This is a genomic window from uncultured Marinobacter sp., from assembly GCF_913055835.1.
Lineage (GTDB): Bacteria > Pseudomonadota > Gammaproteobacteria > Pseudomonadales > Oleiphilaceae > Marinobacter.
Genome location: NZ_CAJXKQ010000001.1, coordinates 192547 through 215586, shown reverse-complemented (window position 1 = coordinate 215586; position 23040 = coordinate 192547). Strand labels below are relative to the sequence as shown.

23 protein-coding genes are annotated in these 23040 nt (G+C 58.0%); 15 read left to right on the top strand and 8 right to left on the bottom strand.

Translation table 11 applies throughout. From position 1 onward, the window contains the following. Positions 1-100: 100 nt before the first annotated feature. Positions 101-1687 (bottom strand): ABC-F family ATPase, encoded by a 1587-nt coding sequence (locus tag QZ534_RS01095; RefSeq protein WP_296930365.1) that lies wholly within the window; start codon positions 1685-1687, stop codon positions 101-103. Positions 1688-1869: 182 nt separating this feature from the next. Here QZ534_RS01095 and QZ534_RS01090 point away from each other — a divergent pair, with 182 nt between their 5' ends. Together QZ534_RS01090 and QZ534_RS01085 are read left to right on the top strand one after the other, a co-directional pair. Next, positions 1870-2148: a peptidylprolyl isomerase gene (locus tag QZ534_RS01090; RefSeq protein ID WP_048495872.1), complete on the top strand. Its 279-nt coding sequence runs from the start codon at positions 1870-1872 to the stop codon at positions 2146-2148. After that, positions 2148-3098: a succinyl-CoA synthetase subunit beta gene (locus QZ534_RS01085; protein WP_296930361.1), complete on the top strand. Its 951-nt coding sequence runs from the start codon at positions 2148-2150 to the stop codon at positions 3096-3098. Before QZ534_RS01090 ends, QZ534_RS01085 begins: the two co-directional genes overlap by 1 nt. On the opposite strand, the gene QZ534_RS01080 is transcribed toward QZ534_RS01085, so the two are convergent. Then, positions 3095-4276 (bottom strand): Xaa-Pro peptidase family protein, encoded by a 1182-nt coding sequence (locus tag QZ534_RS01080; protein WP_296930358.1) that lies wholly within the window; start codon positions 4274-4276, stop codon positions 3095-3097. The genes QZ534_RS01085 and QZ534_RS01080 overlap by 4 nt on opposite strands. 97 nt (positions 4277-4373) lie before the next feature. Here QZ534_RS01080 and QZ534_RS01075 point away from each other — a divergent pair, with 97 nt between their 5' ends. Continuing rightward, positions 4374-5453: an MBL fold metallo-hydrolase gene (locus QZ534_RS01075; protein ID WP_296930356.1), complete on the top strand. Its 1080-nt coding sequence runs from the start codon at positions 4374-4376 to the stop codon at positions 5451-5453. Here QZ534_RS01075 and QZ534_RS01070 read toward each other — a convergent pair. Next, entirely contained in the window at positions 5425-6255 is an 831-nt protein-coding gene (locus QZ534_RS01070) for a DUF2059 domain-containing protein (protein ID WP_296930354.1), read from the bottom strand. The genes QZ534_RS01075 and QZ534_RS01070 overlap by 29 nt on opposite strands. 99 nt (positions 6256-6354) lie before the next feature. Here QZ534_RS01070 and QZ534_RS01065 point away from each other — a divergent pair, with 99 nt between their 5' ends. Continuing rightward, positions 6355-7062, top strand: coding sequence for a lysozyme-like domain containing protein (locus tag QZ534_RS01065; RefSeq protein WP_296930663.1), 708 nt, complete (start codon positions 6355-6357; stop codon positions 7060-7062). A 6-nt stretch (positions 7063-7068) separates the two neighbouring features. Here the strand turns inward: QZ534_RS01065 and QZ534_RS01060 are convergent, their stop codons facing one another. Beyond that, positions 7069-7968, bottom strand: a complete 900-nt coding sequence (locus QZ534_RS01060; RefSeq protein WP_296930351.1) for a LysR family transcriptional regulator — start codon at positions 7966-7968, stop codon at positions 7069-7071. A gap of 147 nt (positions 7969-8115) precedes the next feature. On the opposite strand from QZ534_RS01060, the gene QZ534_RS01055 reads away from it, so the two are divergent. Continuing rightward, the gene (locus QZ534_RS01055; protein WP_296930349.1) at positions 8116-8310 is read left to right on the top strand and encodes a hypothetical protein; all 195 of its coding nucleotides are present in this window, start codon (positions 8116-8118) and stop codon (positions 8308-8310) included. A 130-nt stretch (positions 8311-8440) separates the two neighbouring features. On the opposite strand, the gene QZ534_RS01050 is transcribed toward QZ534_RS01055, so the two are convergent. Together QZ534_RS01050 and QZ534_RS01045 are read right to left on the bottom strand one after the other, a co-directional pair. Further along, complete coding sequence (locus tag QZ534_RS01050) at positions 8441-10123, bottom strand: AMP-binding protein (protein ID WP_296930346.1); 1683 nt, start codon at positions 10121-10123, stop codon at positions 8441-8443. 339 nt (positions 10124-10462) lie between these two features. Further along, a complete protein-coding gene (locus tag QZ534_RS01045; RefSeq protein WP_296930343.1) occupies positions 10463-10891 on the bottom strand; it encodes an Lrp/AsnC family transcriptional regulator in 429 nt (142 codons plus the stop codon). Positions 10892-11008: 117 nt separating this feature from the next. Between QZ534_RS01045 and QZ534_RS01040 the strand changes: the two genes are divergently transcribed. Next, entirely contained in the window at positions 11009-12130 is a 1122-nt protein-coding gene (locus tag QZ534_RS01040; protein WP_296930340.1) for an arginine N-succinyltransferase, read from the top strand. After that, positions 12120-12926, top strand: a complete 807-nt coding sequence (locus tag QZ534_RS01035; RefSeq protein ID WP_296930337.1) for a DUF1338 domain-containing protein — start codon at positions 12120-12122, stop codon at positions 12924-12926. Before QZ534_RS01040 ends, QZ534_RS01035 begins: the two co-directional genes overlap by 11 nt. Before the next feature lie 22 nt (positions 12927-12948). Here QZ534_RS01035 and QZ534_RS01030 read toward each other — a convergent pair whose 3' ends face one another. Beyond that, positions 12949-13605: a protein-L-isoaspartate(D-aspartate) O-methyltransferase gene (locus QZ534_RS01030; protein WP_296930334.1), complete on the bottom strand. Its 657-nt coding sequence runs from the start codon at positions 13603-13605 to the stop codon at positions 12949-12951. Positions 13606-13796: 191 nt separating this feature from the next. Here QZ534_RS01030 and QZ534_RS01025 point away from each other — a divergent pair, with 191 nt between their 5' ends. Then, positions 13797-14462, top strand: coding sequence for a hypothetical protein (locus QZ534_RS01025; protein ID WP_296930331.1), 666 nt, complete (start codon positions 13797-13799; stop codon positions 14460-14462). A gap of 15 nt (positions 14463-14477) precedes the next feature. On the opposite strand, the gene QZ534_RS01020 is transcribed toward QZ534_RS01025, so the two are convergent. Further along, positions 14478-15254: a TSUP family transporter gene (locus QZ534_RS01020; RefSeq protein WP_296930328.1), complete on the bottom strand. Its 777-nt coding sequence runs from the start codon at positions 15252-15254 to the stop codon at positions 14478-14480. Between the two features lie 96 nt (positions 15255-15350). Between QZ534_RS01020 and QZ534_RS01015 the strand changes: the two genes are divergently transcribed. From QZ534_RS01015 to QZ534_RS00985, 7 genes are all read left to right on the top strand, one after another. After that, the gene (locus QZ534_RS01015; protein WP_296930324.1) at positions 15351-17228 is read left to right on the top strand and encodes a methyl-accepting chemotaxis protein; all 1878 of its coding nucleotides are present in this window, start codon (positions 15351-15353) and stop codon (positions 17226-17228) included. Between the two features lie 83 nt (positions 17229-17311). Beyond that, positions 17312-18373, top strand: coding sequence for a PA0069 family radical SAM protein (locus QZ534_RS01010; protein WP_296930321.1), 1062 nt, complete (start codon positions 17312-17314; stop codon positions 18371-18373). A gap of 65 nt (positions 18374-18438) precedes the next feature. Continuing rightward, complete coding sequence (locus tag QZ534_RS01005; RefSeq protein ID WP_296930318.1) at positions 18439-20127, top strand: L,D-transpeptidase family protein; 1689 nt, start codon at positions 18439-18441, stop codon at positions 20125-20127. Positions 20128-20159: 32 nt separating this feature from the next. Continuing rightward, the gene (locus QZ534_RS01000; RefSeq protein ID WP_296930315.1) at positions 20160-20612 is read left to right on the top strand and encodes a hypothetical protein; all 453 of its coding nucleotides are present in this window, start codon (positions 20160-20162) and stop codon (positions 20610-20612) included. Next, positions 20599-21534 carry an alpha/beta hydrolase gene (locus tag QZ534_RS00995; RefSeq protein ID WP_296930313.1) on the top strand — a complete coding sequence of 312 codons (936 nt, stop codon included), beginning with the start codon at positions 20599-20601 and terminating at the stop codon, positions 21532-21534. The genes QZ534_RS01000 and QZ534_RS00995 overlap by 14 nt, the downstream gene beginning before the upstream one ends. Beyond that, positions 21531-21821: a SelT/SelW/SelH family protein gene (locus tag QZ534_RS00990; RefSeq protein ID WP_296930310.1), complete on the top strand. Its 291-nt coding sequence runs from the start codon at positions 21531-21533 to the stop codon at positions 21819-21821. Before QZ534_RS00995 ends, QZ534_RS00990 begins: the two co-directional genes overlap by 4 nt. Positions 21822-21926: 105 nt before the next feature. Continuing rightward, positions 21927-23027: an NADH:flavin oxidoreductase gene (locus QZ534_RS00985; protein ID WP_296930307.1), complete on the top strand. Its 1101-nt coding sequence runs from the start codon at positions 21927-21929 to the stop codon at positions 23025-23027. The last annotated feature ends 13 nt before the right edge of the window (positions 23028-23040 follow it).

Genomic DNA, 23040 nt, shown 5'->3' with positions numbered 1-23040 from the left:
GAGCCATGGATGGCGGAGCCCAAGCGTCACAGGGACGTGCCGCAAGGAGCGTGTTTTGGAAAGCCAGTCCCACATGACCGCCTGCACCCAAGCCCCAGTCTCAGAGGTACCCCTGGCTCCGAAGATAATCATCATAAGAGCCACTGAAGTCAGTCACCCCATCGGCCTTAAGCTCAATAATTCGCGTAGCCAGCGAAGAAACAAACTCCCGATCGTGGCTAACGAAAATCAGTGTACCCGGATAGTTCTCCAGCGCCAGGTTCAGCGCCTCGATGGACTCCATATCCAGGTGGTTCGTGGGCTCATCCATCAGCATCACATTAGGCTTCTGCAGAATCAGCTTGCCAAACAGCATACGCCCCTGCTCGCCACCGGAAATCACCCGCACCGATTTGCCGATATCGTCCCCGGAGAACAGCATCCGCCCCAGAGTGCCGCGCACCAGCTGTTCGCCGCCCTTGGTCCACTGGGCCATCCAGTCGGTCAGGGTGTCATCGGCAGCAAAGTCCGCCGTATGGTCCTGGGCGAAGTAGCCCACTTCCGCGCTGTCGGTCCACTTCACCTCGCCGCTGTCGGGCGTGTAGGCCCCAGCAAGGCATTGGAGGAGCGTGGTTTTGCCGATGCCGTTGGGGCCGATGATGGCGACACGCTCACCGGCTTCGATCTGGAAGTTCAGCTTGGACAGCACACATTCCTCATCGAAGCCCTTGTAGAGATCTTTCACGGTCACCGCCTGTCGGTGCAGTTTCTTGGCCTGCTCAAAACGGATAAACGGGCTTACCCGGCTGGACGGCTTAACCTCTTCCAGCTGGATCTTGTCGATCTGGCGGGCACGGGAGGTAGCCTGCTTAGCCTTGGAGGCGTTGGCGGAGAAGCGGCTGACGAACTGCTGCAGCTCGGCAATCTGGGCCTTCTTCTTGGCGTTGTCCGCCAGCATGCGCTCGCGGGCCTGGGTGGCGGCGGTCATGTATTCGTCGTAGTTGCCCGGAAACAGGCGCAGCTCGCCATAGTCCAGGTCCGCCATGTGGGTGCACACGCTGTTCAGGAAGTGGCGGTCGTGGGAAATGATGATCATGGTGCTGTTGCGGGCCACGAGGATGTTTTCCAGCCAGCGGATGGTGTTGATGTCCAGATGGTTGGTGGGCTCGTCCAGCAGCAGCACGTCCGGATCGGAAAACAGCGCCTGGGCCAGCAACACCCGCAGTTTCCAGCCAGGTGCCAGGGCACTCATGGGGCCGTCGTGCTGCTCCAGCGGTATGTCCAGGCCCAATAGTAGCTCGCCAGCGCGGGATTCAGCCGTGTAGCCGTCCATCTCGGCAAACTGCACTTCCAGGTCTGCCACGGCCATCCCGTCTTCTTCGCTCATCTCGGGCAGGGAATAGATCCGGTCCCGCTCTTTCTTGACGTTCCAGAGTTCTTCGTGACCCATGATCACGGTATCGATAACCGTGCAATCCTCATAGGCAAACTGGTCCTGCCGCAGTTTACCCAGCCGGGTGTTGGGCTCGAGCATGACCTGGCCGGCAGACGGCTCCAGATCGCCACCCAGGATTTTCATCAGTGTGGACTTGCCACAGCCGTTGGCCCCGATAAGGCCATAGCGGTTGCCGTTACCGAATTTGGCGGAGACGTTTTCAAACAGGGGTTTAGCCCCGAATTGCATGGTGATATTGGCGGTGGAGATCAAGAAACAAACCTGTCGATGTGGGGCCGCGCGAACGCCGGCGAAAAGAAAGCCGGCATTGTACAGGTTTGCCGCGTGGACTGTGAGGCCGCAGAAACACGGATAAAAAGGCTTGCCTAAGGCGAGCTGTGCGGGCAGCATTCCCGTTCTGATGTACTCATTCATCCGACACAAGGACATTGATCATGGCACAGGCAACCGCGCGCCACATTCTGGTAGACAGCGAAGCGAAATGCGAAGAACTGAAAAAAGCGATTGAAGGCGGGCAGGACTTTGCCGAAGTGGCAAAGCAGCATTCCTCCTGCCCCTCCGGCCGCAACGGCGGCGACCTGGGTTCCTTTGGCCCGGGCCAGATGGTTCCGGAGTTCGACAAGGCCGTGTTCAACAGCGAATTGAATACCGTGATCGGCCCGGTCAAGACCCAGTTTGGCTATCACCTGCTGGAAGTAACCAGCCGTAGCTGATGATTCCTGGTTTCATACCGGGAATTCCAACCGCCGGCCGGCAACTCCCGTTGCTGGCCGGTTTCGCTTCTCTGCTCATCACGCCTTTCCTGTTTGTTGGCGGGCCGGACTGGGCCTCGGGGCCGCTCCTCAAGTCGGCCTGGAACCTCGGCCACATCCTTCTTTTTGCACTGCTGACAGTCGCAATAAGGCCCTGGCGCTGGCTGGCCGGCTGGCGGCTGTGGCTGGGCGTAACCGCAGTATTGCTTGCTGTCGGAATTGGAATCGAGCTGATCCAGGGCGAGCACAACCGCGACGTGGATGGGCGGGATCTGCTGCGTAACCTGATTGGCGGTTGGTTGATTATCGCCTGGCGTCCGGTGGTTCTGCCGGGAACACGGGCTTCCGCCCGCCAGTATCTGCTCGCGGCCACTGCCACGCTGCTATTGTGTTTCGAGCTGGGCAACACCGGCCTTGTTGCTGCCCGACAATGGCAGGTTCATCATCAGCTCCCCCTGCTCTATGACTTCAGCCACCAGAACCCGGAACCCTTCTGGTCTGGCAATCCTGCAGTCTCTGCCAATCATGCAGTCAATCATCCGCGTAGCCTGAAGATCGCTCTGAGCACGGAAACCTACTCCGGTATCTCGCTCAATAACCTGCCATCCGACTGGCGAGATTTCGAGAGGCTGGTCATAACGCTATTCAACCCCTCAACGGAACCGCTGGCACTGACGCTTCGAATTAATGACGTTGCCCACGACCGCAGCGACCATGCCTACAATGACCGCTACAACACCCGCCTGATTCTTGAGCCCGGCTTCAATACGTTCACCCGAAATCTGGCTGATGTTGAAAACGCACCGTCCGACCGGACCATGGACATGTCGCGGATCAGGCGAATGGGGCTCTTTGCCGTTCGTCTGCCCGAGCCGCGCACCGTCTATCTGTCAGACCTGCGACTGGATTAAGCGAGCGTCCAGGGATTTTGGGTAATCGGCTCGGCTCCACCTTCGGTGACCAGAATGGTTTCACTACAGCCAATGCCCCACTGCCCGGGGACACGCAAACAAATGGGAAGGTGGAAGACCATGCCGGGCCGGAACTCCACGTTACCGCCCCTGGCGATAAAACCCGAGCCCTCCACCCAGGAGGGCGGGAACTGTGCCCCGACCGTGTAGCCGAAGACGCCAGAGAAGAACACATTGCCTGCCAGAGGCTGGAGCGCCCGCTCGGCGTCCCGGGCGGCCTGGTCGAAGGTAACCCCCGGCCGCACGGACTCCAGCAGGGTGTCGACAATCCGCCGGCAGCCGTCATGAACCTTTCGCATTTCAGAGGAAGGATTACCCCCGGCAACCACGGTCTGCATCATTGGCGCGGTGTAGCGGTGCCAGGCCGATCCGAATTCCAGAAACACCGGATCGCCTTCCTCAATCACCGTGCGTTTATGATTGCAGTGGATCACACTGCTGCGACGGCCGGTTACGACAATCGGCTGCATGCTCATGAATTCACTGCCGGCCGCCAGCAGTGCCCGGGCACCCTCTGCGGCAATGTCATTGTCGGTTATACCCGGGCGGACCGCCGCCACAGCAGCCTTCATGCCTTCGGCGGTTATCCGCGCGCTCTCCCGCAGAAAACCGATTTCTGCGTCAGACTTGACGATCCGGATCTGCTTCAACAAACCACCGTTGTTCAGAAACCGCACGCCCGCCATGCGTGCCTTGAGACCTTCCAGAACGCCCTGGCGAAGGGAGCCGTGCCAGGCATCAATGCCAACCGTTTCAACGCCATCGTTTAGAACCTCAACCAGAGGTTCCAGCACTTCGCCGATGCCCTCCCAACGGTAACCGCTGACCCTCGCAACCCGGGTGGTCACCATGGCCGGCCCCATTTCGATGGACGGAACCTGCAGGAGCATATCTTCCTGGGTGACTACCAGGGCCACGTGAACAGACACCTCGAAGGTGCTGTAGCCGGTAAGGTAGAAAATGTCCGAAGGATCGGTGAGCAGCAGCGCCCCGAAATCCTCCCGGGCCATCCGATCCCGGACGCGCGCCAGACGCTCGGCGAATTCCTGCTCCGGAAACGGACATTCCAGCCCCCTCAGTTGTGAGGACAAGGCTTTCTGGTAGGCATTGAAATCCATAACGACACTCCTCACTCGCATATACTAGGGAGATTGGACCCTAATCCGGCTTTGCACAAATCGCACTTACCGGAAATTTCAGCCGTCCGGAGAAACTATGGACCACAAGCGACACAGCGAAGGTGCCGTACAGGTGAGCGTCGAGCTGGGGGCGCTGACCAGCGTTGCCAACGACCCGCAAGTGGCCGTTCGGGTGGGCCCCGTGGTTGCCTCCCTGGTGAACGGTGTGTGCGGTGACCCGCTATTGCAACTGAGGCTTCTGCACCAGGCCCGCAGCCTTTTGTTTGATCTGGGCGACACAGGACGCATGCCACTGCGATCCGCACATCAGGTGACCGATGTTTTCATCAGTCATTGCCACGCCGATCACATTGGCGGGTTCATGTGGTTCCTGCGCAGCCGGATCGGTCACTTCCCGCCCTGCCGGCTGTTCGGGCCGCCCGGCCTGATGCGGCACATTGCCGGAATGATCAGTGGAATCCTTTGGGATCGCGTGGAGGATCGGGGCCCCAGATTCGTGGTTCATGAATGGCACGGCGACCACCTGAAGCGCTGGCGAATCACTGCCGGCGATTCGGCACCCACCCCCCTTGAAGACCAGACCACCCCTGACGGTGTGTTGCTGCGGGAACCGGAATTCCAGGTTCGTGCTGCCATGCTGGACCACGGCACGCCTGTTCTGGCTTTCGCCCTGGAACCTTTCGGCAAGCTGCAGGTGCGCAATGACCGGCTACAGGCAGAGGGGCTGAAACCCGGCCCATGGCTACACGACCTGAAAATGGCCGTGCTGCGCCAGCGGCCGGATGAGCTGATCTCACCAGACGCCAGACGCACTTACCGCGCCGAAAACCTGGCCCACAAAGTTCTGATTCAGGCGCCGGGAGAAAAGATCGCCTACGGCACGGACTTCGCCCACACGCCCGAGAACATTCGGAAAATCACCAAACTGGCACAGGACGCCCACACGCTTTTCTGCGAGGCCTCGTTCATGGCGGTGGACGAGGATCAGGCCCGCCGAACGCACCATCTCACCACCCGGGCCTGCGCGGAAATCGCCAACGCGGCGAGAGTCCGGCAACTGATTGCGTTCCACTTTTCCCATCGCTATGAGCGCAAACGGGACGAAGTCTACCGGGAGTTGGCAGGATTCACTGACCGCCTGGTGATTCCGGACTGAGAAACCGGGACATCTGCTTGCCGATGCTCTCCACGGGCTCGGTGATCGCCTGCTGGATGCTGTTGGTCACAACCTTCGAGAAGGCTGAACCGGCCGGGCTCTCCAGAAACTCCAGGTACAGACCCATCTCCTGGGCACCGATGTTCTGGTAGGTGTACAGATAGCTGTCATAAACCTGCTGACCAACAACGCCCCTGAGCATGCTGCGCTGGCTTTCAATGCGTTGGCGCAGCTGATCGTAATTGGCCGAATCACTGCTGAACGCCGCCATGGCCGTTGCCAGGCCAAGCTGGACTGCGATAGTGGTATCTACCGCGCTCTCTGTTGCCCGGGCCGCCCGATCAAACCGATCGAACATTTCTGCTCTGCGAGTGCCTTTGTACTGGCTGTTCAGTTCTGCAGCGCTGGCCTGGATCTTCGGCCAGGCAGAGGGCTCCGAAGCCGCGATTTCGGCAGACGATATCTTTTTGGCCACCGGGGTCTCGTACCAGTCATGAACCGCCTGAAGCTGCGAGTCCGTGAGGCTGGCTTGCAGATCGGTAATGATCTGCTGCTCGATATCCACGGAGTTGAAACCGCTGCTTACGATGTTTCCGATGGTATTGGCAACCATGGGAGGAAGCTGCCCATTCTGTTTGAGCCCCTCACGGATACCCTGGCTCATCATTGCCGGGTAGCGGGCCACAATGTCATCAACAGGTGATACTGCCAGCACCTCGCGGGCATCCGGTGCCGCCTGGGCGGTACCGGTCACCAGCAGGGCGGTGACTAAAAGAGGTTTAATTAGGGGAAATCGCATCATTTACCTATCATCCCAAACGTGTCGTTGATTCCCTTATGCCATGGGTGTGAGGCACGCAGCAAGCAATCCCCGAGCCCCGGAGATGACGGTTTGGTAGGAATACGAAGAAAGCCTCGGAGGAAAAACAGAGGCCGACGGACAACTCTGGAGATCTGGAGGAGCCGGGCCAGGTGGTACGGGCTGCCGATACTGGGATTGTTAATGGGCACCTGGGCAACGCTTCGCTTCAGCCTGCTGGCCCCGGATCCTCCGGCCAACCCCGAGAACGTCTGCGAAATCTTCCGGGAGCACCCGGTCTGGTACGACTACGCCAGCGAATCCGAGCAACGATGGGGTACGCCTATCGCCACGCAGATGGCGTTCGTCTATTACGAATCCTCGTTCCGCAGCCATGCCCGGCCGCCACGCACCCTGCTCTGGGGGTTTATCCCCTGGACCAGGCCGACAACGGCCTATGGCTATGCCCAGGCGCTGGACCCGGCCTGGGGGGAATACCTTCAGGCCAACGGCGAGGGCTGGTTTACCGTGCGAACCGATATGGAGTACGCCCTGGATTTCGTGGGCTGGTACAACCGGTTAAGCCACCAACAGCTGGGCATTCCCTACTCTGCCCCCAGAAAACTGTACCTTGCCTATCATGAGGGCCGGGGCGGCTACGCCCGGAAGAGCTTCGAACAAAAGCCGGCCGTCATGGACCTGGCAGCCCGGGTGCAGAACCGGGCCTTCCGCTACGACAATCAGCTGAAGACCTGCGAGCAGGAATTCCAGTGCTGGCGCTGGTACCAGTTCTGGCCGTTTTGCGGCTGACGCTGCTCAGAAAGTGGCAGAGATCTCCAATTGGGAGTCCAGTGCCTGGAGACGCTCTACCAGGTATTCCATAACGATACGCACACGAGCCATTTGCTGGGTGTCCTGGTTCACATGCAGCCAGAGATCAACACTTTCACCCTCCAACGGGTCCGACAGACGGCGGAGTTCGCGGGTACTCTCCCCCATGTAGCAGGGCAGAACCGCCAGGCCGGCACCGGCTTTCGCAAGAGCGTGCATGGATTGCAGACTGTTGCACCGAATAAAGGAAGTGGCACTCTTCAGGTGCTTTCGATACCAGCGGCCGGTGGCCAGGTGGCTGAAGGTTTCATCGGGTATGATCCAGAGGCAGCCTTCCGGATGATTCTCGATGTCCATATTGCGGTGCCGCCGGCAATAGCGGGCAGCCCCGTACACAGCGGATTCAATCGCCCCGATCCGCTCGCCTTCCAGGGTCGCCTGGGGCTTGTTCTCGGGTCGCAGCGTGAGGTCGGCCTCCCGATGGCTCAGGTTGGCCACGTCGTTGTCGGTCAGGGTCTCCAGCTCAATGTCCGGAAACTCCCGAACCAGCTCGGCCAGGATCGGGCTGAGCAGTCCGTTCATCATGGCGTCTTCCGCCGCAAGTCGCACTTTACCCACCGGGGCCGAATCCTGGCCAACGAGTTTGCGCTCGAGATTTTCCATCTCGACGGCCAGCCGTTCGGCCTCACGGAACGCGGTCTCACCCACCGGCGTCAGCTGCAGTCCATCCCGGCTGCGTTCGAAAAACTGTACACCCAGCGACTCTTCCATCTGGTCGAGCCGACGTAAAACTGTGGTCTGGTGCACACCCAGTAATTCTCCGGCCTTGGCAAGCGTTCCGCCTATTGCCAACGCCCTTATATATCGAAGATAATCCCAATCCATAGTTACTGCATATTTGCAACGTGAGTAGGCATTTTAACGTATTCAAGCTGCAAATAAGAACCCTTAGAATCGTTTGTAAATTAAAGGTAGATCGCTAATTAATCTACCAACCCGAATCAATTCACCCGACAAAAGGAGGAAGGCGCTATGACTCAGAACCATATCGCAACCGTAAACCCGCTGCCGTCCAGTATCCTCCACAACAGTGCTGAGGTCAGGCGCCAGTATACCCGTGCTGCGGCAAAGCAGGCGGTACAGTTTTTCAGTCGCAAAATGCGGACCTTTAACCGGAAAGCAGCTACTGTTGCTCCGGACATGACCCAGATGCAGGGCGGCCACTAAAACGGCGCCGGAATCTGGCATCAGCGCGAGGATCGCGCAGACTGGAAACTGCACATAAGGATTTGGAAACGCCGGTGGCTCTGAGAGCCACCGGCGTTTTACGTTGGGAGACAGGAAACCAGCAGGACGGTCAGAATTCCCAGACGACTTTCTTCCTCTGACTGAACCAGTCGTCCATCTTGCGGTTATAGAAGTCCTCGATCACATTCCGCTTGATCTTCATGGTCGGTGTCAGCATACCGTTTTCCATGGTCCAGGGCTCCCGAACCACTACAACGAATGCCACTTTCTCATGGGCCTCGCATTCCGCGTTCACGGCATCCAGCTCGGCCGCCAGTTCCTGTTCCAGCTCACTGCGATCGGCTCCGGTTTGCAGCTCATCCCGGGCTTCTTCGGACAGCAGGACCATCAGGCAAGGCTGCGGCTGGTTGGCGCCGGCGACACAAACCACCTCGGCCTTGGGATGATTGAAGCGGTTCTCGATAGGCACCGGAACCACGTATTTGCCCTTGGAGGTCTTGAAAAGATCCTTTACCCGGCCGGTGATCCGGAGGGTGCCGTCCCGATCGATTTCCCCCATATCGCCGGTTTTCAGGAAGCCATCGTCGGTGAGGTCCTCTTTGGTTTTCTCCTCGTTCTTGTAATAGCCCAACATCTGGCCGGGGCTTTTCACCTGCACTTCACCACCCTCACCGATGCGATGTTCGACACCCGGGTTGGCCATACCCACGGAACCGGCTCTTGCCTGTCCCGGGCGATTGGCGTGCGAATATCCGAAGTTTTCCGACATACCGTAAACTTCCAGCAATTCCAGGCCGAGGTTGCGATACCAGTTGACAATGTCCGCTGAAAGCGGCGCAGCGCCGGTAAGGGCCGCACGACAATAATCCAGTCCCAGCTGTTTCAGGACCTTCTTTTTCACCAGACCGTTGATAATCGGGATATTGAACAGCAACTTCTGCTTTTTGGGCGGCAGCTTGGCGTTTACTCCCAGATAGAACTTCATCCACAGGCGCGGGACCGAGAAAAACAGCGTCGGCCTTGCCCGCTGAAGGTCCTCCTGGAAGGTATCCAGGGAATTCGCAAAATAGAGATGGAAACCGTAATACAGGGATTGGGTTTCAACCGCTGCCCGCTCCGCCACGTGAGCCAGGGGCAAATAGGAAAGCATGCGCTCTTCAGAGGACACCGGGAACAGTTGCTGCAGGCCGTCGGCCACTGAGATCATCGTGCGGAAGCTGTGCATGACGCCTTTGGGACGGCCGGTGCTACCCGAGGTATAGACAATTGTGGCCAGGTTGTCCGGATCCGGCAACTTGGGCTCTGCCGGTTGCTGGTCGGCGATGATCTCCAGCCACTTGGGAGTGTCGTCACGTGGCGACATGGGCAGGGAAATGATCGGCAAATCATCCGGGATATGGTTCTTGATGTCGTTCCAGCCGTCCGCAGTGCCATCGAGTTTACCGAGGAACAGCAACTTTGCCTCGCTGTGCTCAAGCACATAAGCGGCAGTGTCACCGTTGAGCGTGGGATAGAGCGGCACCGAAACATGGCCCGACGCCCAGATCGCCAGATCGGCCAGGATCCAGTGGGCGCTGTTTTTGCCCAGAATGCTGATATTGCTGGGTTCGGACAGTTCCAGACTGTTCAGGTAAGCGGCCATCCTCGATACCTGGTCGGCAGCCTGCTTCCAGGTAATGTCTTCGACACGGCCATCCGGGTATGGCTGGGTAAGATAAACGTTGTCAGGGGTTTCCTCTGCCCAGTAATACAGGCAATGAAGTGAGGTCTGCTTCCGGGGGTCTACCGCCATGAACGGCTCCTTTTTGTTATTGTACTTTATGTTTGGGTTTACAATTCCTGTTCATACTAGCGTCATTTCAGACCCGCTCAATAGCATTTAGTGCCCGCCGAATTGGCAAATTAATCCTCGCCCGAGAACTGTTACTCAAAATTTTTCGTAACATTTATCAAGTTTGAGCTACTGTGAAGAGTGTGAACCTACTTTCCGCGCAGACTGGGTATGACCATGAGCAAAACAAAGCGTTCGTTTTTGATCTTTCCCGCCTGGGGCATCATTCTTCTGGGCTCGGGTGCCTTTTTCTACAGCGCCTATGCAGGCATGTTGGGCTCCTGAGCTGGCCAAGCCCCTCTAGCGCCGGAACCGGGTTTCGAGGACCACGGCAGAGTTGGTCCGCTCAACCCCTTCAAGGTTGCCTATGTTGTCGAGCACGGCACTCAGTTCTTCCAGCGACTGGGCCTGTACGATGGCAATCAGGTCGTATTCCCCGCTTACGGAAAACAGCTGCGACACCTGGCTGATTCCCTCCAGTGCAGCGTTTGTCCGACTGGTCAGTTTCTGGAAAACCTTTATCGATACGTGAGCCTCAACCTGGCTGGCCGAGAATTCTCCGCCGAGTTGCACCGTGTAGCCCCGGATCACCCCGCTTCCCTCCAGACGCGCAATGCGGTTCTGTACCGTTGAACGGGACACGTGCATGGCCTTCGCCAGCTCAGTGATACTGGCCCGGGCATTCTGGCGAAGAAGCATTAACAGTTTCTGATCCTGGGAATTAATCATTTTGCACAAATCACTTTTCAATTTGATTGCATTGTAGCCCATTTCGATCATTCTGCAGCTGCAATCTGGTAGGCCGGGCTTCCATACTGTGCCGAAACAAGGCCATGGAAGCTCATCATGATAATTCGACCGATTACCCCACGGGATCTTGATGCCCTGATGCAGATTGCCCGTGAATCCGGACCCGGCTTCACCTCACTGATGCCGGATCGCGATGCGCTGCGTCGAAAGATCGATCACTCGGTTGAAAGCTTCGCCCGAAACGTGACCAAGCCCGGGGATGAACATTATCTTTTTGTGCTGGAGGACACCGCGACCGGTGACATCATGGGCACCACCGGCATTGAGGCCGCCGCGGGCGTTTCCCGGCCGCTCGTCCATTTCCGCCGCAATGCGGTTATCTGCCACGCGGAGGATCGACAGAAACGTCATTTCGAGGAAACCCTGACCCGCTGCCAGCACTACACCGGTTGCACAGAAGTCTGTTCGCTGTACCTTCGGCCTGAATTTCGCCGGGCCAATGCGGGCAAGCTGCTCTCCCGGGTGCGCTTTGTTTTCATGGCCCTTCACCCTGAGCGGTTCGCAGATACAGTGATCGCGGAAATGCGAGGAGTTTCAGATCATTCCGGTCAATCTCCGTTCTGGGACTGGCTCAAGCATCATGTGGCGGATCTGGATTTCATGTCGGCAACACAACTGGCCTGCTGCGGCCAGAGTGGCTTCATTGAACGGTTCATCCCCGCCAGGCCATTTTATACCCGGCTTATGAGCGAGGACGCCAGGGCGGCTATGGGGCAAGTGCATGAAGACACCCGCGCGGCGCGGCATATGCTGGAACGAGAAGGTTTCCGACATCGGGGATTCTTGGATCTTCTGGACGGGGGGCCAACTCTGGAGTGCCCCAGGTCGGACATTGCCAGCGTCCGCGAAACCTCCCTGGCCAGGGTCACACTGCTAAAAAGGCAAGAGCATCCGGCGGTGCATTCGGGCGAAACCTCTAAATCCGCTATAGTTGCCAATGCCGGGTGCTCAGAATTCAGGGCCACAGTGACCGATCAGATCAGCGGGGCCCCCACCACCAAAAACCTTGTAATGGAGGAGCAACTGGCGAAGACACTGGGCCTGGGGGACGGCAGCCCGGCCTGCTATCTGCCGTTAGGCCAGAGCAGCCAACAATCACGGGGGCACCAGGAGCGCCGCCAGAAACCAGCCACTGAGGAGATTCGCTATGCATACTGATCCGGACACCCTGTTTGCGCAGCTCTGGGAATCTTACCGGCAGGTGACCCCCTCTGCCGAGCGCATCCACAAGATCCTGGGCGCCGAAGAGGGACAGGCCATCGTCAACGACCATATTGCGCTTCGCACCTTCAATCTGGACCCGGTTCGCCTGGACGCCCTGGCCGAGCACTTTCTGAGCCTCGGTTACCTTCAGGGTGGTGAATACCATTTCGAGGCCAAAAAGCTTTATGCCAGGCACTATGAGCATCCCTCCCGGGAGCTTCCCAAGGTTTTCATCTCCGAGCTGCTGGTGGAGCAATGTTCACCGGAGCTACAGTCTGTGGTGAAACGCCTTGTTGGGCAGGTAAGGCCGGAAGCGGTTGCTGCCGATGATTTTCTGTATTCCGGGCGCCATTGGGATATTGATTACGAAACCTATCGCGAGCTGATGCAGGAGAGCGAATACGCTGCCTGGATGGCCGCCTGGGGGTATCGCGCGAACCATTTCACGGTCAGCATCAACCACCTGGACCAGTTCCGCTCGGTGCCGGAAATCAACCAACTGCTGAAAGATCACGGCTATACGGTCAATGCATCAGGTGGAGAGGTGAAGGGCTCGCCGGCAGACCTGCTGGAGCAATCATCAACCATGGCCGATCGGGTACCGGTTACCTTTTCCGACCAGACCGTGACCATACCCAGCTGTTTCTATGAATTTGCCCTGAGGTACCCGAAGCCGGATGGCCAGCTTTACTCGGGTTTCGTGGCGGCCTCAGCCGACAAGATCTTTGAAAGCACAAACTCCGGCAGCTGATTCATCCCCTCAGGCCCGGCAGTTATGACCACCCCTGCTCGCCGAGCAGGGGAACAAACCGCACACCGCCAAGGTCCTCAGTGCTGAATTCATCCTCCGCCAAACGGGTAACGCGCATCAACGACTGCACCGCGTGCTCCGAGCCCACGGGAATGACCAGATGCCCGCCAACCGCCAGTTGATGTTTCAATGAATCCGGTACCGCCGGTGCGCCAGCAGCCACGACGATACCATCATAGGGCTGGTGCTCCGGCCAACCCATCGTGCCGTCGCCACAGCGAACCTCAACATTGTCAAAACCCTCGGCGGCAAGTGTACGGGCAGCGCGATCTGCCAGTTCCTGAATTCGTTCAATGCTGAACACTTTGGCGGCAATACACCCCAAAACAGCGGCCGCATAGCCAGAACCGGTACCGATATCGAGAACCTTTTCCCCGCCCTTCAGATCCAGAGCTTCCGTCATCAGCGCCACGATGTATGGCTGTGAGATAGTCTGCCCTGCCCCGATAGGGAGCGGGCCATCATCGTAGGCGCAATCGCGCATGCGCCCGGGCACGAACTGTTCCCGTGCCACCCGGCCCATGGCCTCAAGCACCAGTGGCGACTCGATGCCACGGGCACGAAGCTGATAATCCACCATGGAAGCTCTCTGTGATTCAAAGCCATTGTCCCAATTCATTGCTTTTCTCCCATCCCATGGTTCGGCTGCTTACCGGCCGTTACAAAGCAGTAACTTTTTTACAACGGCGCCTCCAGCATTATCTGACTACTTTTTAGTCACCGGCAATGCCAGATACAACCGCCGAACACCAAAAACAACAAACGGACAACGGGATGAATCATCGGGAAGCCCGTTGCCGAGGAGGAAAAATGTCAACATCCGTTAACCACCTCGACGAGCGCACACGGGATTCTGCGGACCTGCTCGAGGAGATCATGCCCTCGGCCATCACTCTCGCCATGATGCTTCGCCATCGAAAAATGGCCGCTTGGCTGCGTACCGAATTTGACGGTTACCAGGATGTTGCGGCCGCGCCGCCCTACCGCCGCGGGTTGCACGGGCACATCGTTGCCAAATCCCCCCAGTATGGCTGGATTCCCGCACCAGTGGACGATCAGCAAAAGGAAGAGTTCGGATACCTGGATCTTCTCGAGGGAGTAAAAGCCCTGGAGAAAGTCTGTGTGAATTGCAAGAAAGGCAACGGCAACCGGTTATTGCTGGAAAAAGACGAGATGGCCGTGCTGCAGAAACAGATCAACCTCACGGCCGAGCTGGCCATCAACCTGAGCCGTGAGGTTTACTGCCGACTGCTGAGAACCGTCCGCGCCGCCATCTATCTCTGGACCCAGGAACTTATGGCCGAGGGCATTGCCGGGGAGCACAACCACTACAGCCCGGACGAGCGGGCCAAAGTGGCCCACCTTGATGAACCCGAGAAGTTCTGGCGCCGGGCCATGGAAGAAGTCGACAACCTCCCGATACCGGACGTGCGGGAGGTTGGATTCTTCGAGAGGGTATTCGGACGCGCGGGCTGAAGCCCGCCGCCCCGCTTACCACAAGACGCTGACAATCCCGATGCTGCTCACCAGCAGCAGCACCGTACCCAGCAATCGGAAGAAGACCGGAGTCTCTGCCTGGAGAATCCGATCGTGAGCGTAAAGCCCGATGACATGGCCCACCGCGGCACAGGGCAGCAGCCAGAGGTGGTGGATAAGTTGAAGATCAACGCCAGCCCAGACGAAAGCGGCCATCTTGATCAGCACCAGAATGAACCATAGCGCAAACAAAGTATCCCTGAGTTTCTCTTTGGGCAAATGCTGGGCTGCCACGGCTATGATCAGAGGCGCGCCGATCAGGGACGTGCCGCTGATGTATCCCCCCACCATCAGGAATATCGCATCCACCGTTTTACTGCCACTTCGAAACGGGCGATTGATGATGTACGAGACCGAATAGAGCGCCACGATTACAAAGATGATGGCACTGAGGATGTCAGAGGGCATGGTGATCAGGCCGAAAACGCCAATCAGTTTGGGCACGATCATGATGCCGAGAATTCGCCAGAGGTATTGCCAGTCGACGGTTCCCGTTCCCGCCTGACGTTGCTCACCCGACCCTCTGCGGTTGTTCATCCAGATGGTCAGCGAAGAAAACACCAGAAGATGCACAGCAATAATCGGCAAAAAGACCAACGGTTGATCCAGAACCAGCAGCAGGAATGGCAGGGACAGAACGGCGCCGCCAAATCCCAGCCCGGAACGGACAAAACCACTCCAGACGAAAATCAGTGCAATCAGCAGGTATTGGTAAATTGCGAGATCAGACATGGATTCCCGGTTGTCGTCAAAAGGGCCGTCGTTTGTCCGGAACTGGTCTAAACTCAGCTATTTGCGAAGAAAAATAACATTTTCCGGAGGATGAGAATGGCCCTGTCATGGAAACAGAAGTTCCTGTTGTTGATTGTTGCCACACTGATTGGCCTGGCCATTGCCACACTGGCATCACTGAGCGGGCTTGGCAGGGTATCGGACGCGTACGAGGCCCAAAGCGAAGCGAGAGCCTACGAATCAGCATCCCTCACCCTGCTGAACGACTGGCTGGGCCTCGAGAGAATGAGCGAAAGCCTGGAGCCAAACCAGGTTGAAACCTATCAGGAGAGGCTGGCGTCACTGGCCACCCAGTCATCGGCACTCAATGAATCAGCGCAAACCCTCCCGGGCGACGCCGTAAAGACCACGGCACAACAAATCCACAAACAGGTTGCGGAGTATACCCGACTTCGCACGCAATGGCTGGCCCTGAACGAGCAACTCGGGCTCACGCCGTCGGATGGTCTGAGAGCAACGATGTCCAGTGCCATTGATGAGAGGCTTCGGCAAATCAGCATCTCGATCTTCAACGACGACATCAACACCATCGCGTCCACCTACCGCGATTATCTGGCAACCTTCGACGCTACCTATGCCGAGGCCACACGGGAAGCATTGGAGCGGATGCAGACCACCGTCAAGGAGATGGATTGGCAGGAAATCGACATTGGCCAGGCGGTACAGGCGTTCGACGATGCCTTTTCCGATGCCGAGACGCTGATCGCGGATCTATCCGCCATTGAGAACCAGCTCGCAGGCGCCGGAGCTCGAATCAGGGACCTGATCTCTGAACAGAACACCCTGCTCCGCCGGGAGATTATTGTGGCAATGAGCGAACAGGCTGACTCAGCCAGGACAGCCTCAACGTGGCTCATCGTTGCAACCGCGGCCGCGGTCGTCGTCATCCTTGTACTAACACTTACAACGGCCTCCAGCACCCTGGTCAGGCGACTCAATGAAACAGTAAACCTGCTGACCCGGGTTGCTGGCGGAGACCTCAGCCAACGCCTCGAGCCGGGCCGCAATCCGAACGATGAATTCAATCGCCTGGGCCTGGCGGCCAACAAAATGCTCGATGATGTCTCGGACGTTATCGGCCAGGTGGTCGAGGGTAATCGAACCCTGTCAGTGCTTCAGACCGAACTGGACGCACTGATCGATCAGATGGGCACAAACGGCGAACAGGTCGAGGATGAAACCGAGCAAACGGCGACGGCGGTTCAGGAGATCTCCCACACCGCAGTGGATATTGCCCAGTACACCCAATCGGTCAATGACGCGGTTCAGAGCGCCAACGGGGCCGCCCATTCCGGTGCCGAGGTGGTCAGGCGCAGCGCCAGAACCATGACCGAACTTGCCGAGCGTATCCAGAAAACCCACGATCAGGTTAGCCAGCTGAGCAAAACCGGAGAGAAGGTCAACTCCATCGTCGGCGTCATTAACGGTCTCGCTGAGCAGACCAACCTGCTGGCTCTCAATGCCGCCATCGAGGCGGCAAGAGCCGGCGAGGCCGGGCGGGGCTTTTCTGTCGTGGCAGACGAAGTTCGGTCTCTGGCAGAGAAAACCGTGTCTGCCACTAACGGCATCGCCGACATCGTGGAGTCACTGAACCGTGAAACCCAGGCGATTTCCGGACTGATGAAAGAAGGCCTCACGTCCGCCGGCGAGGGTGAGGAAAGTTCAAAAGAGGCGGCTCACTCGATCGAGCAGATCACCAGCTCCATCCAACAACTGGCGGGGGACATGAACCAGGTGGTGTCGTCGGTTGAGGGGATATCAACCACCACCGAGGAAATCGCCCAGAAAGTTGAGCAGATTCACGGCCACACCCGTGAAACCGCGGATATCCGCCAAAAGCTCAACGCCCATATCGAGCGACTTTCGTCCCAGGTAACAGCGTTGACCCAGGCCTCCCAGGGCTTTCGGCTCTGACTCGCTGAAACAGCGGTTGCGCAGGCGGATTACAGCGGTTAGCATACCCGATACTGTACATTTAAACAGTATCGGGTATGCCCATGAAAACTCGCGCCACCGCCCTGAACCCCCACAACCGTTTCCAGCCGATTGTTACTGACCGTGAGGTCGACCCCGACTGGTATAACGATCCCGAGGACGACCTGAATCCCGATACCCTGGCCACTGAAGTCATTCAGGAAACCGCAAGATCCATCATCAGCCGCAATACCTCTCCGGATGTACCTTTTGATCAGTCCATAAACCCCTATCGCGGCTGCGAGCACGCGTGTATCTACTGTTTTGCCCGCCCTACCCATGCGTACTGGGACATGTCACCAGGGCTGGATTTCGAGACCCGGCTGATCGCAAAGCCGAACGCTGCAGCGCAACTGCGAGAAGAATTGGACAAGCCCGGCTACCGGGTTTCGCCCATTGCCCTCGGCGTAAATACCGATGCCTACCAGCCTCTTGAGCGGGATCAGAAAATCACCCGCCAGGTACTGGAAGTACTTGCCGAGTACCACCACCCGGTGTCGATCATTACCAAGGGTGCTCTCATTCTCCGGGACCTTGATCTTCTCGCCGATATGGCCTCCGAGGGGCTCTGCTCTGTGCGTATCAGCCTCACCAGTCTCAGCAACGATCTGAAACGGCGCATGGAGCCAAGGACAGCCGCTCCTGCCACTCGCCTGAAGATGATCAGGCAACTCTCGGCGGCCGGCATTCCAACCGGGATTATCCTTGGGCCGGTGATCCCCTTCATCAACGATCACGAAATCGAGTCCATTCTCGAAGCCGCTGCAGGCGCGGGCGCTACCCGTGCAAACTGGATTATGCTCCGATTACCCCACGAACTGGACGAGCTGTTCCAGGACTGGTTGCACCGGCATTTTCCGCAAAGGGCAGAGCATGTGATGAACCGGATGCGCGACCTGCGGGGCGGCAAGAGTTACGACGCCACCTTCGGCCGCAGAATGACGGGCACGGGCCCCTATTCGGATCTGATTCGCCAGCGTTTCACCAAAAAGGCTCGTCGACTGGGGCTGAATCTCCATGAGGAGGAACCATTGCGAACCGATCTTTTCCGGAGGCCTGGCGGGGAACAAATGCCGCTGTGGTAGCATCATAATAGCGGTAACCCTACAACCATCATTGATGCCTCTCAGGGATGAGGTGGAGAACACCCATGCATGGAATCAGACGTTGTTACCTCGCCACGAGTTTGCTTGCCCTGTTTGCCGCCCTCTGGCAACCCACCTGCCTGGCAGCAGACGAAGCCATTGTCTCCAGGATTGAGGCCATGGAGGCCGGGTTCCCGGTGCAGGTGCTCGGAAACAGGTTAATGGCCCGTGGGGCACTGTCGGCCTTTTATGGCGCCAACGGATACCAGCCGGTATGGCAATCAGCCGAGCTTCGCAGGCAGTTGATCGATTCGGTTGAACAAGCCAGCGATGACGGCCTGAACCCGGCTGACTATCACGCGGATATCCTTTCCGGTCTGACACTCAGACCCATGAGCGATTTCTCTGAGGATCTGAGGGCCGATCTGGACCTGCTTTTCTCTGACGCCTTTCTGATGCTCAGCTCACACATGCTGGTCGGCAAGGTCAATCCACAGACGGTTCACGCCGAATGGACTGCCAATCGGCGCCAACGCCAGATGGAATCCGTTCTGAGGGATGCGTTGGAGCGCTCGGATATCACCGGTACGCTGGATTCGTTGCGGCCATCCGATCCCGCCTACCGGAAGTTGATGGCAGCAAGGCAGGACCTGACCAGATTGCTGGGCCAGCCCTGGTTGCCTCTGGCCTCTCGCCCAACCATTCGCCCCGGAGACAGGGATGAGCGGCTGAGTGAAATTCGCCGCAGACTCTCTCTGTTGGGAGAGCTTGCGCAGGAAACTGATACAGGTGCCGATCCGCTTGGCTACGATGAGGAACTTGAAGCCGCGGTGATACGATTCCAGGCCCGACATGGTCTTGAATCCGATGGTCTTATCGGGCGCGACACCGTAACGGCCCTTAACCTGATGCCGGTGGAACGACTGCGCCAGATTGACGCCACGCTCGAGCGTTGGCGGTGGCTGCCGGAAACCCTGGGCGACACCTATGTATTGGTCAATATCGCCGGATTTGACATGAAGATGGTCGAAAACGGGGAAGAAGTGCTGCGCAAACGGGTGATCGTGGGCCAGCCCTTCCGTCAAACCCCGGTGTTCAGCGACCGCATCCGGTATCTGGTATTCAATCCCACCTGGACCGTACCACGCACAGTGATGATTCAGGATCAGTTGCCACAGATTGTCCGGGATCCGGACTATCTTTCCCGACTCAATATCAGCGTTTACCGGGGCTGGGGCGCTGACCGGGAAAAAGTGGATCCGTTGGACGTTGACTGGTCATCACTGAACCGGAACAACTTCCCGTACCAGCTGGTGCAGGAACCAGGCCCCCAGAATGCCCTGGGACAGGTCAAGTTCATGTTTCCGAACCAGTATGATGTTTACCTGCACGATACGCCGGGTCGCGGGCTGTTTGCCCGGGCCGAGAGGTCATTCAGCTCTGGCTGTATCCGGGTGGAGCAACCCTTTGATCTCGCGGAGCGGCTTCTGGCATCGGCGCCCGGCTGGTCCCGGGAGAAGATTGACCGGGTGGTTTCCGGGGCAGAACCTGAGACAGTCGTGCTCCCGAAACCCGTGCCTGTGCATATCCAGTACTGGACTTCATGGGTGGATAACGAGGAGCGACTGCAGTTCCGCAATGATTTGTACAATCGCGATGCGCGCCTGATCGATCAGCTCCGGAGAACCGCCGAAGGGGATACTCGCTACAATACTCCGGTCTCCGGCTCGAATCCGGAACGGGCGACACTCTGAAACAGGACACGCCCACCAGTTGAGGAGATATCATGAAACAGACCCTGCTCGTGTTTTTCGGGATACTGTTACTTCAGGGATGCCAGTCGCTGCCCTCCGACCAGGAAGGGATTGAAGCCGACATTGTCTTCGTCAGCGCCAGTCATTGTCTCAACGAATACCTGGATGATCTCGAGAAGGTGCATTACGGTCCCTGTCTCAAGGTCATCGCTATCAACGGCGAGGAGCCGGATGTAAGAGAGGACGGCTTTGTTGAGCTCCCGGCAGCCACAGCGCTCACCATCGGCGTGAGCTGTGTATATCGCCACGCCGACGGCTCGCCCATTCCGGCAACCATGGAAAATTCGGACTTCGCCGTGAGCAAAACCACATTTGCAGAACCAGGCCAACGTTGGTATCTCCATGCCCATAAACAGGCCCGTGGCGTCGTCGGCTGCGAGCCCACCCTGTCGCGCTCGATCTATCCAACCCATGACACGGACTGACGCCACTGGCCAGTGGGATCGGGTTCTGACCCTTGAAGATGGCAGGACGTTGGCGTACACAGACGTTGGCGACCCTCTGGGCTACCCGATTGTCTTTGCTCACGGTATGCCGGGCAGCCGTCTCGAAGGCCGCTTCTTTCACGAAAAAGCCCGGGAGCACGGGTTTCGCATCCTGAGCCCGGACCGGCCCGGTATTGGCAACTCCGATTTCCAACCCGGGCGTAGACTGCTCGATTACCCGGACGATATCGAACAGCTTGCCGATTCACTGGAGCTTGCCCACTTCTGCCATATCGGCTGGTCCAGCGGCGGTTCGCGAACCCTGGCTTGCTGTTACAGACTGGCGGGTAGGGTTGATCTCGGTGTCTGCCTTTCCGGTCTCACACATTTTGCTGAATATCCGGGCTCCGGCGGGCTGCTTCAGGCCACACGATGGCCAGGCCCGCAGCTGGTCCGACTCAGCCCCCGGCTGACCCGACTGGCTGTCACCTTGATGGTCTGGCTGTCCAGACGCCACCCGGGGCTGTATCTCAAGGGCGCCGAGGAAATGGCCAGCAGGCACGACCGCCAGCTCTTGCAGGCGTTAATGAACGAGGGCGAATTCCGGAGGGATCAGCTCATGTGTCTTAACAGTGGTGGACGAGCCATTGCCACCGATTTGCTGACAGAGCTTGAAAACTGGGGATTCAGCCTTCGTGATGTCCGGACTCCGGTACTCATCTACCAGGGCGAAGAGGATCCGTTCGTACCCATGGACTATGCTCTCCATCTCACCAAAAACCTACCTGCTGCGGAGCTGACCACAATGCCCGGGCTCGGGCATCTCTACCCCCTATCCCGGGAATTTCAGGATCAGCTTTTTCAACGTCTCAAGCTGCAACTGTGCAGCGAGAAGAGAAAGGAGTTACACGCACCATCATGACCAACAAAATCGATATCCATTACTGCACCGGTTGCCGCTGGCTTTTGCGCTCGGCCTGGATGGCACAGGAGCTGCTGACAACCTTCGAAAGCGAAATCAGTGAGCTCAGCCTGCATCCTGGCACTGGCGGGGTTTTCGAGATATGGGTCAATGATAAGCGCATCTGGTCTCGCAAGGAGGACGGTGGCTTCCCGGAAATTACCACACTCAAACAGCTGGTTCGGGATCAAATCGCGCCGGACCGCTCGCTTGGGCATTCGGACAAAAAATCCTCTCCCTCAGAATAATCATTCAAAAATATTGACAGGCTGTGTCGATATTCTTCGCTTTAAGAGTCCGCGACACGGCCCGATAGTAGGTGCCCATCAATTCACTGATATGTGAGGGTATCTATGAGCGACGTGATGCAATCCATAAAGTTCAACACCATTGAGGTACCTAATCGATTCGCCCTGGCACCGATGACACGGACCAGCGCCGAGCCAGACGGCACTCCGAATGCCCTGATGACCGACCACTACGAAGGCTATGCAAAAGGCGGCTTCGGACTGGTGATCACTGAAGGCACCTACACCGACGATAAGGCAAGTCAGGGCTATGCCAACCAACCCGGCATCATAAACCAGGAACAGATTGATGGCTGGAAAGCCATTGTCGATCGGGTGCACGCTGCCGGCAGCAAAATCGTCGTGCAGTTGATGCATGCAGGCGCGCAGTTCCAGGCCAACCGTTTCACCGAACAGCCCCAGGGCCCCAGTGAAGTCACACCCAAAGGCGCCCCGCTTGGGTTTTACGGTGACCAGACCGAGTGGCAAACCCCTGCGGCCATGACCAAGGCCGACATTCAGGCGGCTGTTGATGGTTTCGCAAAATCCGCCGCCAACGCCAAGGCCGCCGGTTTCGACGGCATTGAGATTCACGGTGCCAACGGCTACCTGCTGAACCAGTTTCTGAGCACCTATTTTAACCGTCGGGAAGACGAATACGGTGGACCTCTGGAAAACCGACTGCGCCTGGTGGTGGAGGTCGTCCGCGCGGTACGGGACGCTGTTGGCCCGAACTTTACCGTCGGCATTCGACTGTCTCAGGGCACCGTAACCGACCCCGACTACCAGTTGCCCGAGGGCGCAGCAGGGTTCCGCCAAATCGTGGAGGCGGTACGCGATGCCGGTGCCGACTTCGTTCACACCACCGACGGTGACGTGAACCGGAAGCACTTTGTGGAGGGAGACCAAAGCCTGGCAAGCGTGGCGGCCAGCGTCGAAGGCATCAACCTGATCCTCAATGGCAGCATTGACGAAACCAACTGCCAGGACGTAGCCAACCAGTTCCCGCACACCCTGCATGCAGTCGGCAAAAAGGCGCTCGCAAACCCCGACTTTGTGCAGCGCCTCAAGGACGGCAAAGAGATCGCAGACATTGATTTTGCGATGCTGCAGCCGAAGGCAACGATCTCCAACGAGCTGGCCTGGCGCAAGCAGAACGCCGCCTGACCCCCTTCCCCTC

Coding starts and splice junctions, on each gene's coding strand:
- QZ534_RS01090 (WP_048495872.1), top strand. CDS start 1,870: ATGGCACAGGCAACCGCGCGCCACATTCTGGTAGACAGCGAAGCGAAA.
- QZ534_RS01085 (WP_296930361.1), top strand. CDS start 2,148: ATGATTCCTGGTTTCATACCGGGAATTCCAACCGCCGGCCGGCAACTC.
- QZ534_RS01080 (WP_296930358.1), bottom strand. CDS start 4,276: ATGGATTTCAATGCCTACCAGAAAGCCTTGTCCTCACAACTGAGGGGG.
- QZ534_RS01075 (WP_296930356.1), top strand. CDS start 4,374: ATGGACCACAAGCGACACAGCGAAGGTGCCGTACAGGTGAGCGTCGAG.
- QZ534_RS01070 (WP_296930354.1), bottom strand. CDS start 6,255: ATGATGCGATTTCCCCTAATTAAACCTCTTTTAGTCACCGCCCTGCTG.
- QZ534_RS01060 (WP_296930351.1), bottom strand. CDS start 7,968: ATGGATTGGGATTATCTTCGATATATAAGGGCGTTGGCAATAGGCGGA.
- QZ534_RS01055 (WP_296930349.1), top strand. CDS start 8,116: ATGACTCAGAACCATATCGCAACCGTAAACCCGCTGCCGTCCAGTATC.
- QZ534_RS01050 (WP_296930346.1), bottom strand. CDS start 10,123: ATGGCGGTAGACCCCCGGAAGCAGACCTCACTTCATTGCCTGTATTAC.
- QZ534_RS01045 (WP_296930343.1), bottom strand. CDS start 10,891: ATGATTAATTCCCAGGATCAGAAACTGTTAATGCTTCTTCGCCAGAAT.
- QZ534_RS01040 (WP_296930340.1), top strand. CDS start 11,009: ATGATAATTCGACCGATTACCCCACGGGATCTTGATGCCCTGATGCAG.
- QZ534_RS01035 (WP_296930337.1), top strand. CDS start 12,120: ATGCATACTGATCCGGACACCCTGTTTGCGCAGCTCTGGGAATCTTAC.
- QZ534_RS01030 (WP_296930334.1), bottom strand. CDS start 13,605: ATGAATTGGGACAATGGCTTTGAATCACAGAGAGCTTCCATGGTGGAT.
- QZ534_RS01025 (WP_296930331.1), top strand. CDS start 13,797: ATGTCAACATCCGTTAACCACCTCGACGAGCGCACACGGGATTCTGCG.
- QZ534_RS01020 (WP_296930328.1), bottom strand. CDS start 15,254: ATGTCTGATCTCGCAATTTACCAATACCTGCTGATTGCACTGATTTTC.
- QZ534_RS01015 (WP_296930324.1), top strand. CDS start 15,351: ATGGCCCTGTCATGGAAACAGAAGTTCCTGTTGTTGATTGTTGCCACA.
- QZ534_RS01010 (WP_296930321.1), top strand. CDS start 17,312: ATGAAAACTCGCGCCACCGCCCTGAACCCCCACAACCGTTTCCAGCCG.
- QZ534_RS01005 (WP_296930318.1), top strand. CDS start 18,439: ATGCATGGAATCAGACGTTGTTACCTCGCCACGAGTTTGCTTGCCCTG.
- QZ534_RS01000 (WP_296930315.1), top strand. CDS start 20,160: ATGAAACAGACCCTGCTCGTGTTTTTCGGGATACTGTTACTTCAGGGA.
- QZ534_RS00995 (WP_296930313.1), top strand. CDS start 20,599: ATGACACGGACTGACGCCACTGGCCAGTGGGATCGGGTTCTGACCCTT.
- QZ534_RS00990 (WP_296930310.1), top strand. CDS start 21,531: ATGACCAACAAAATCGATATCCATTACTGCACCGGTTGCCGCTGGCTT.
- QZ534_RS00985 (WP_296930307.1), top strand. CDS start 21,927: ATGAGCGACGTGATGCAATCCATAAAGTTCAACACCATTGAGGTACCT.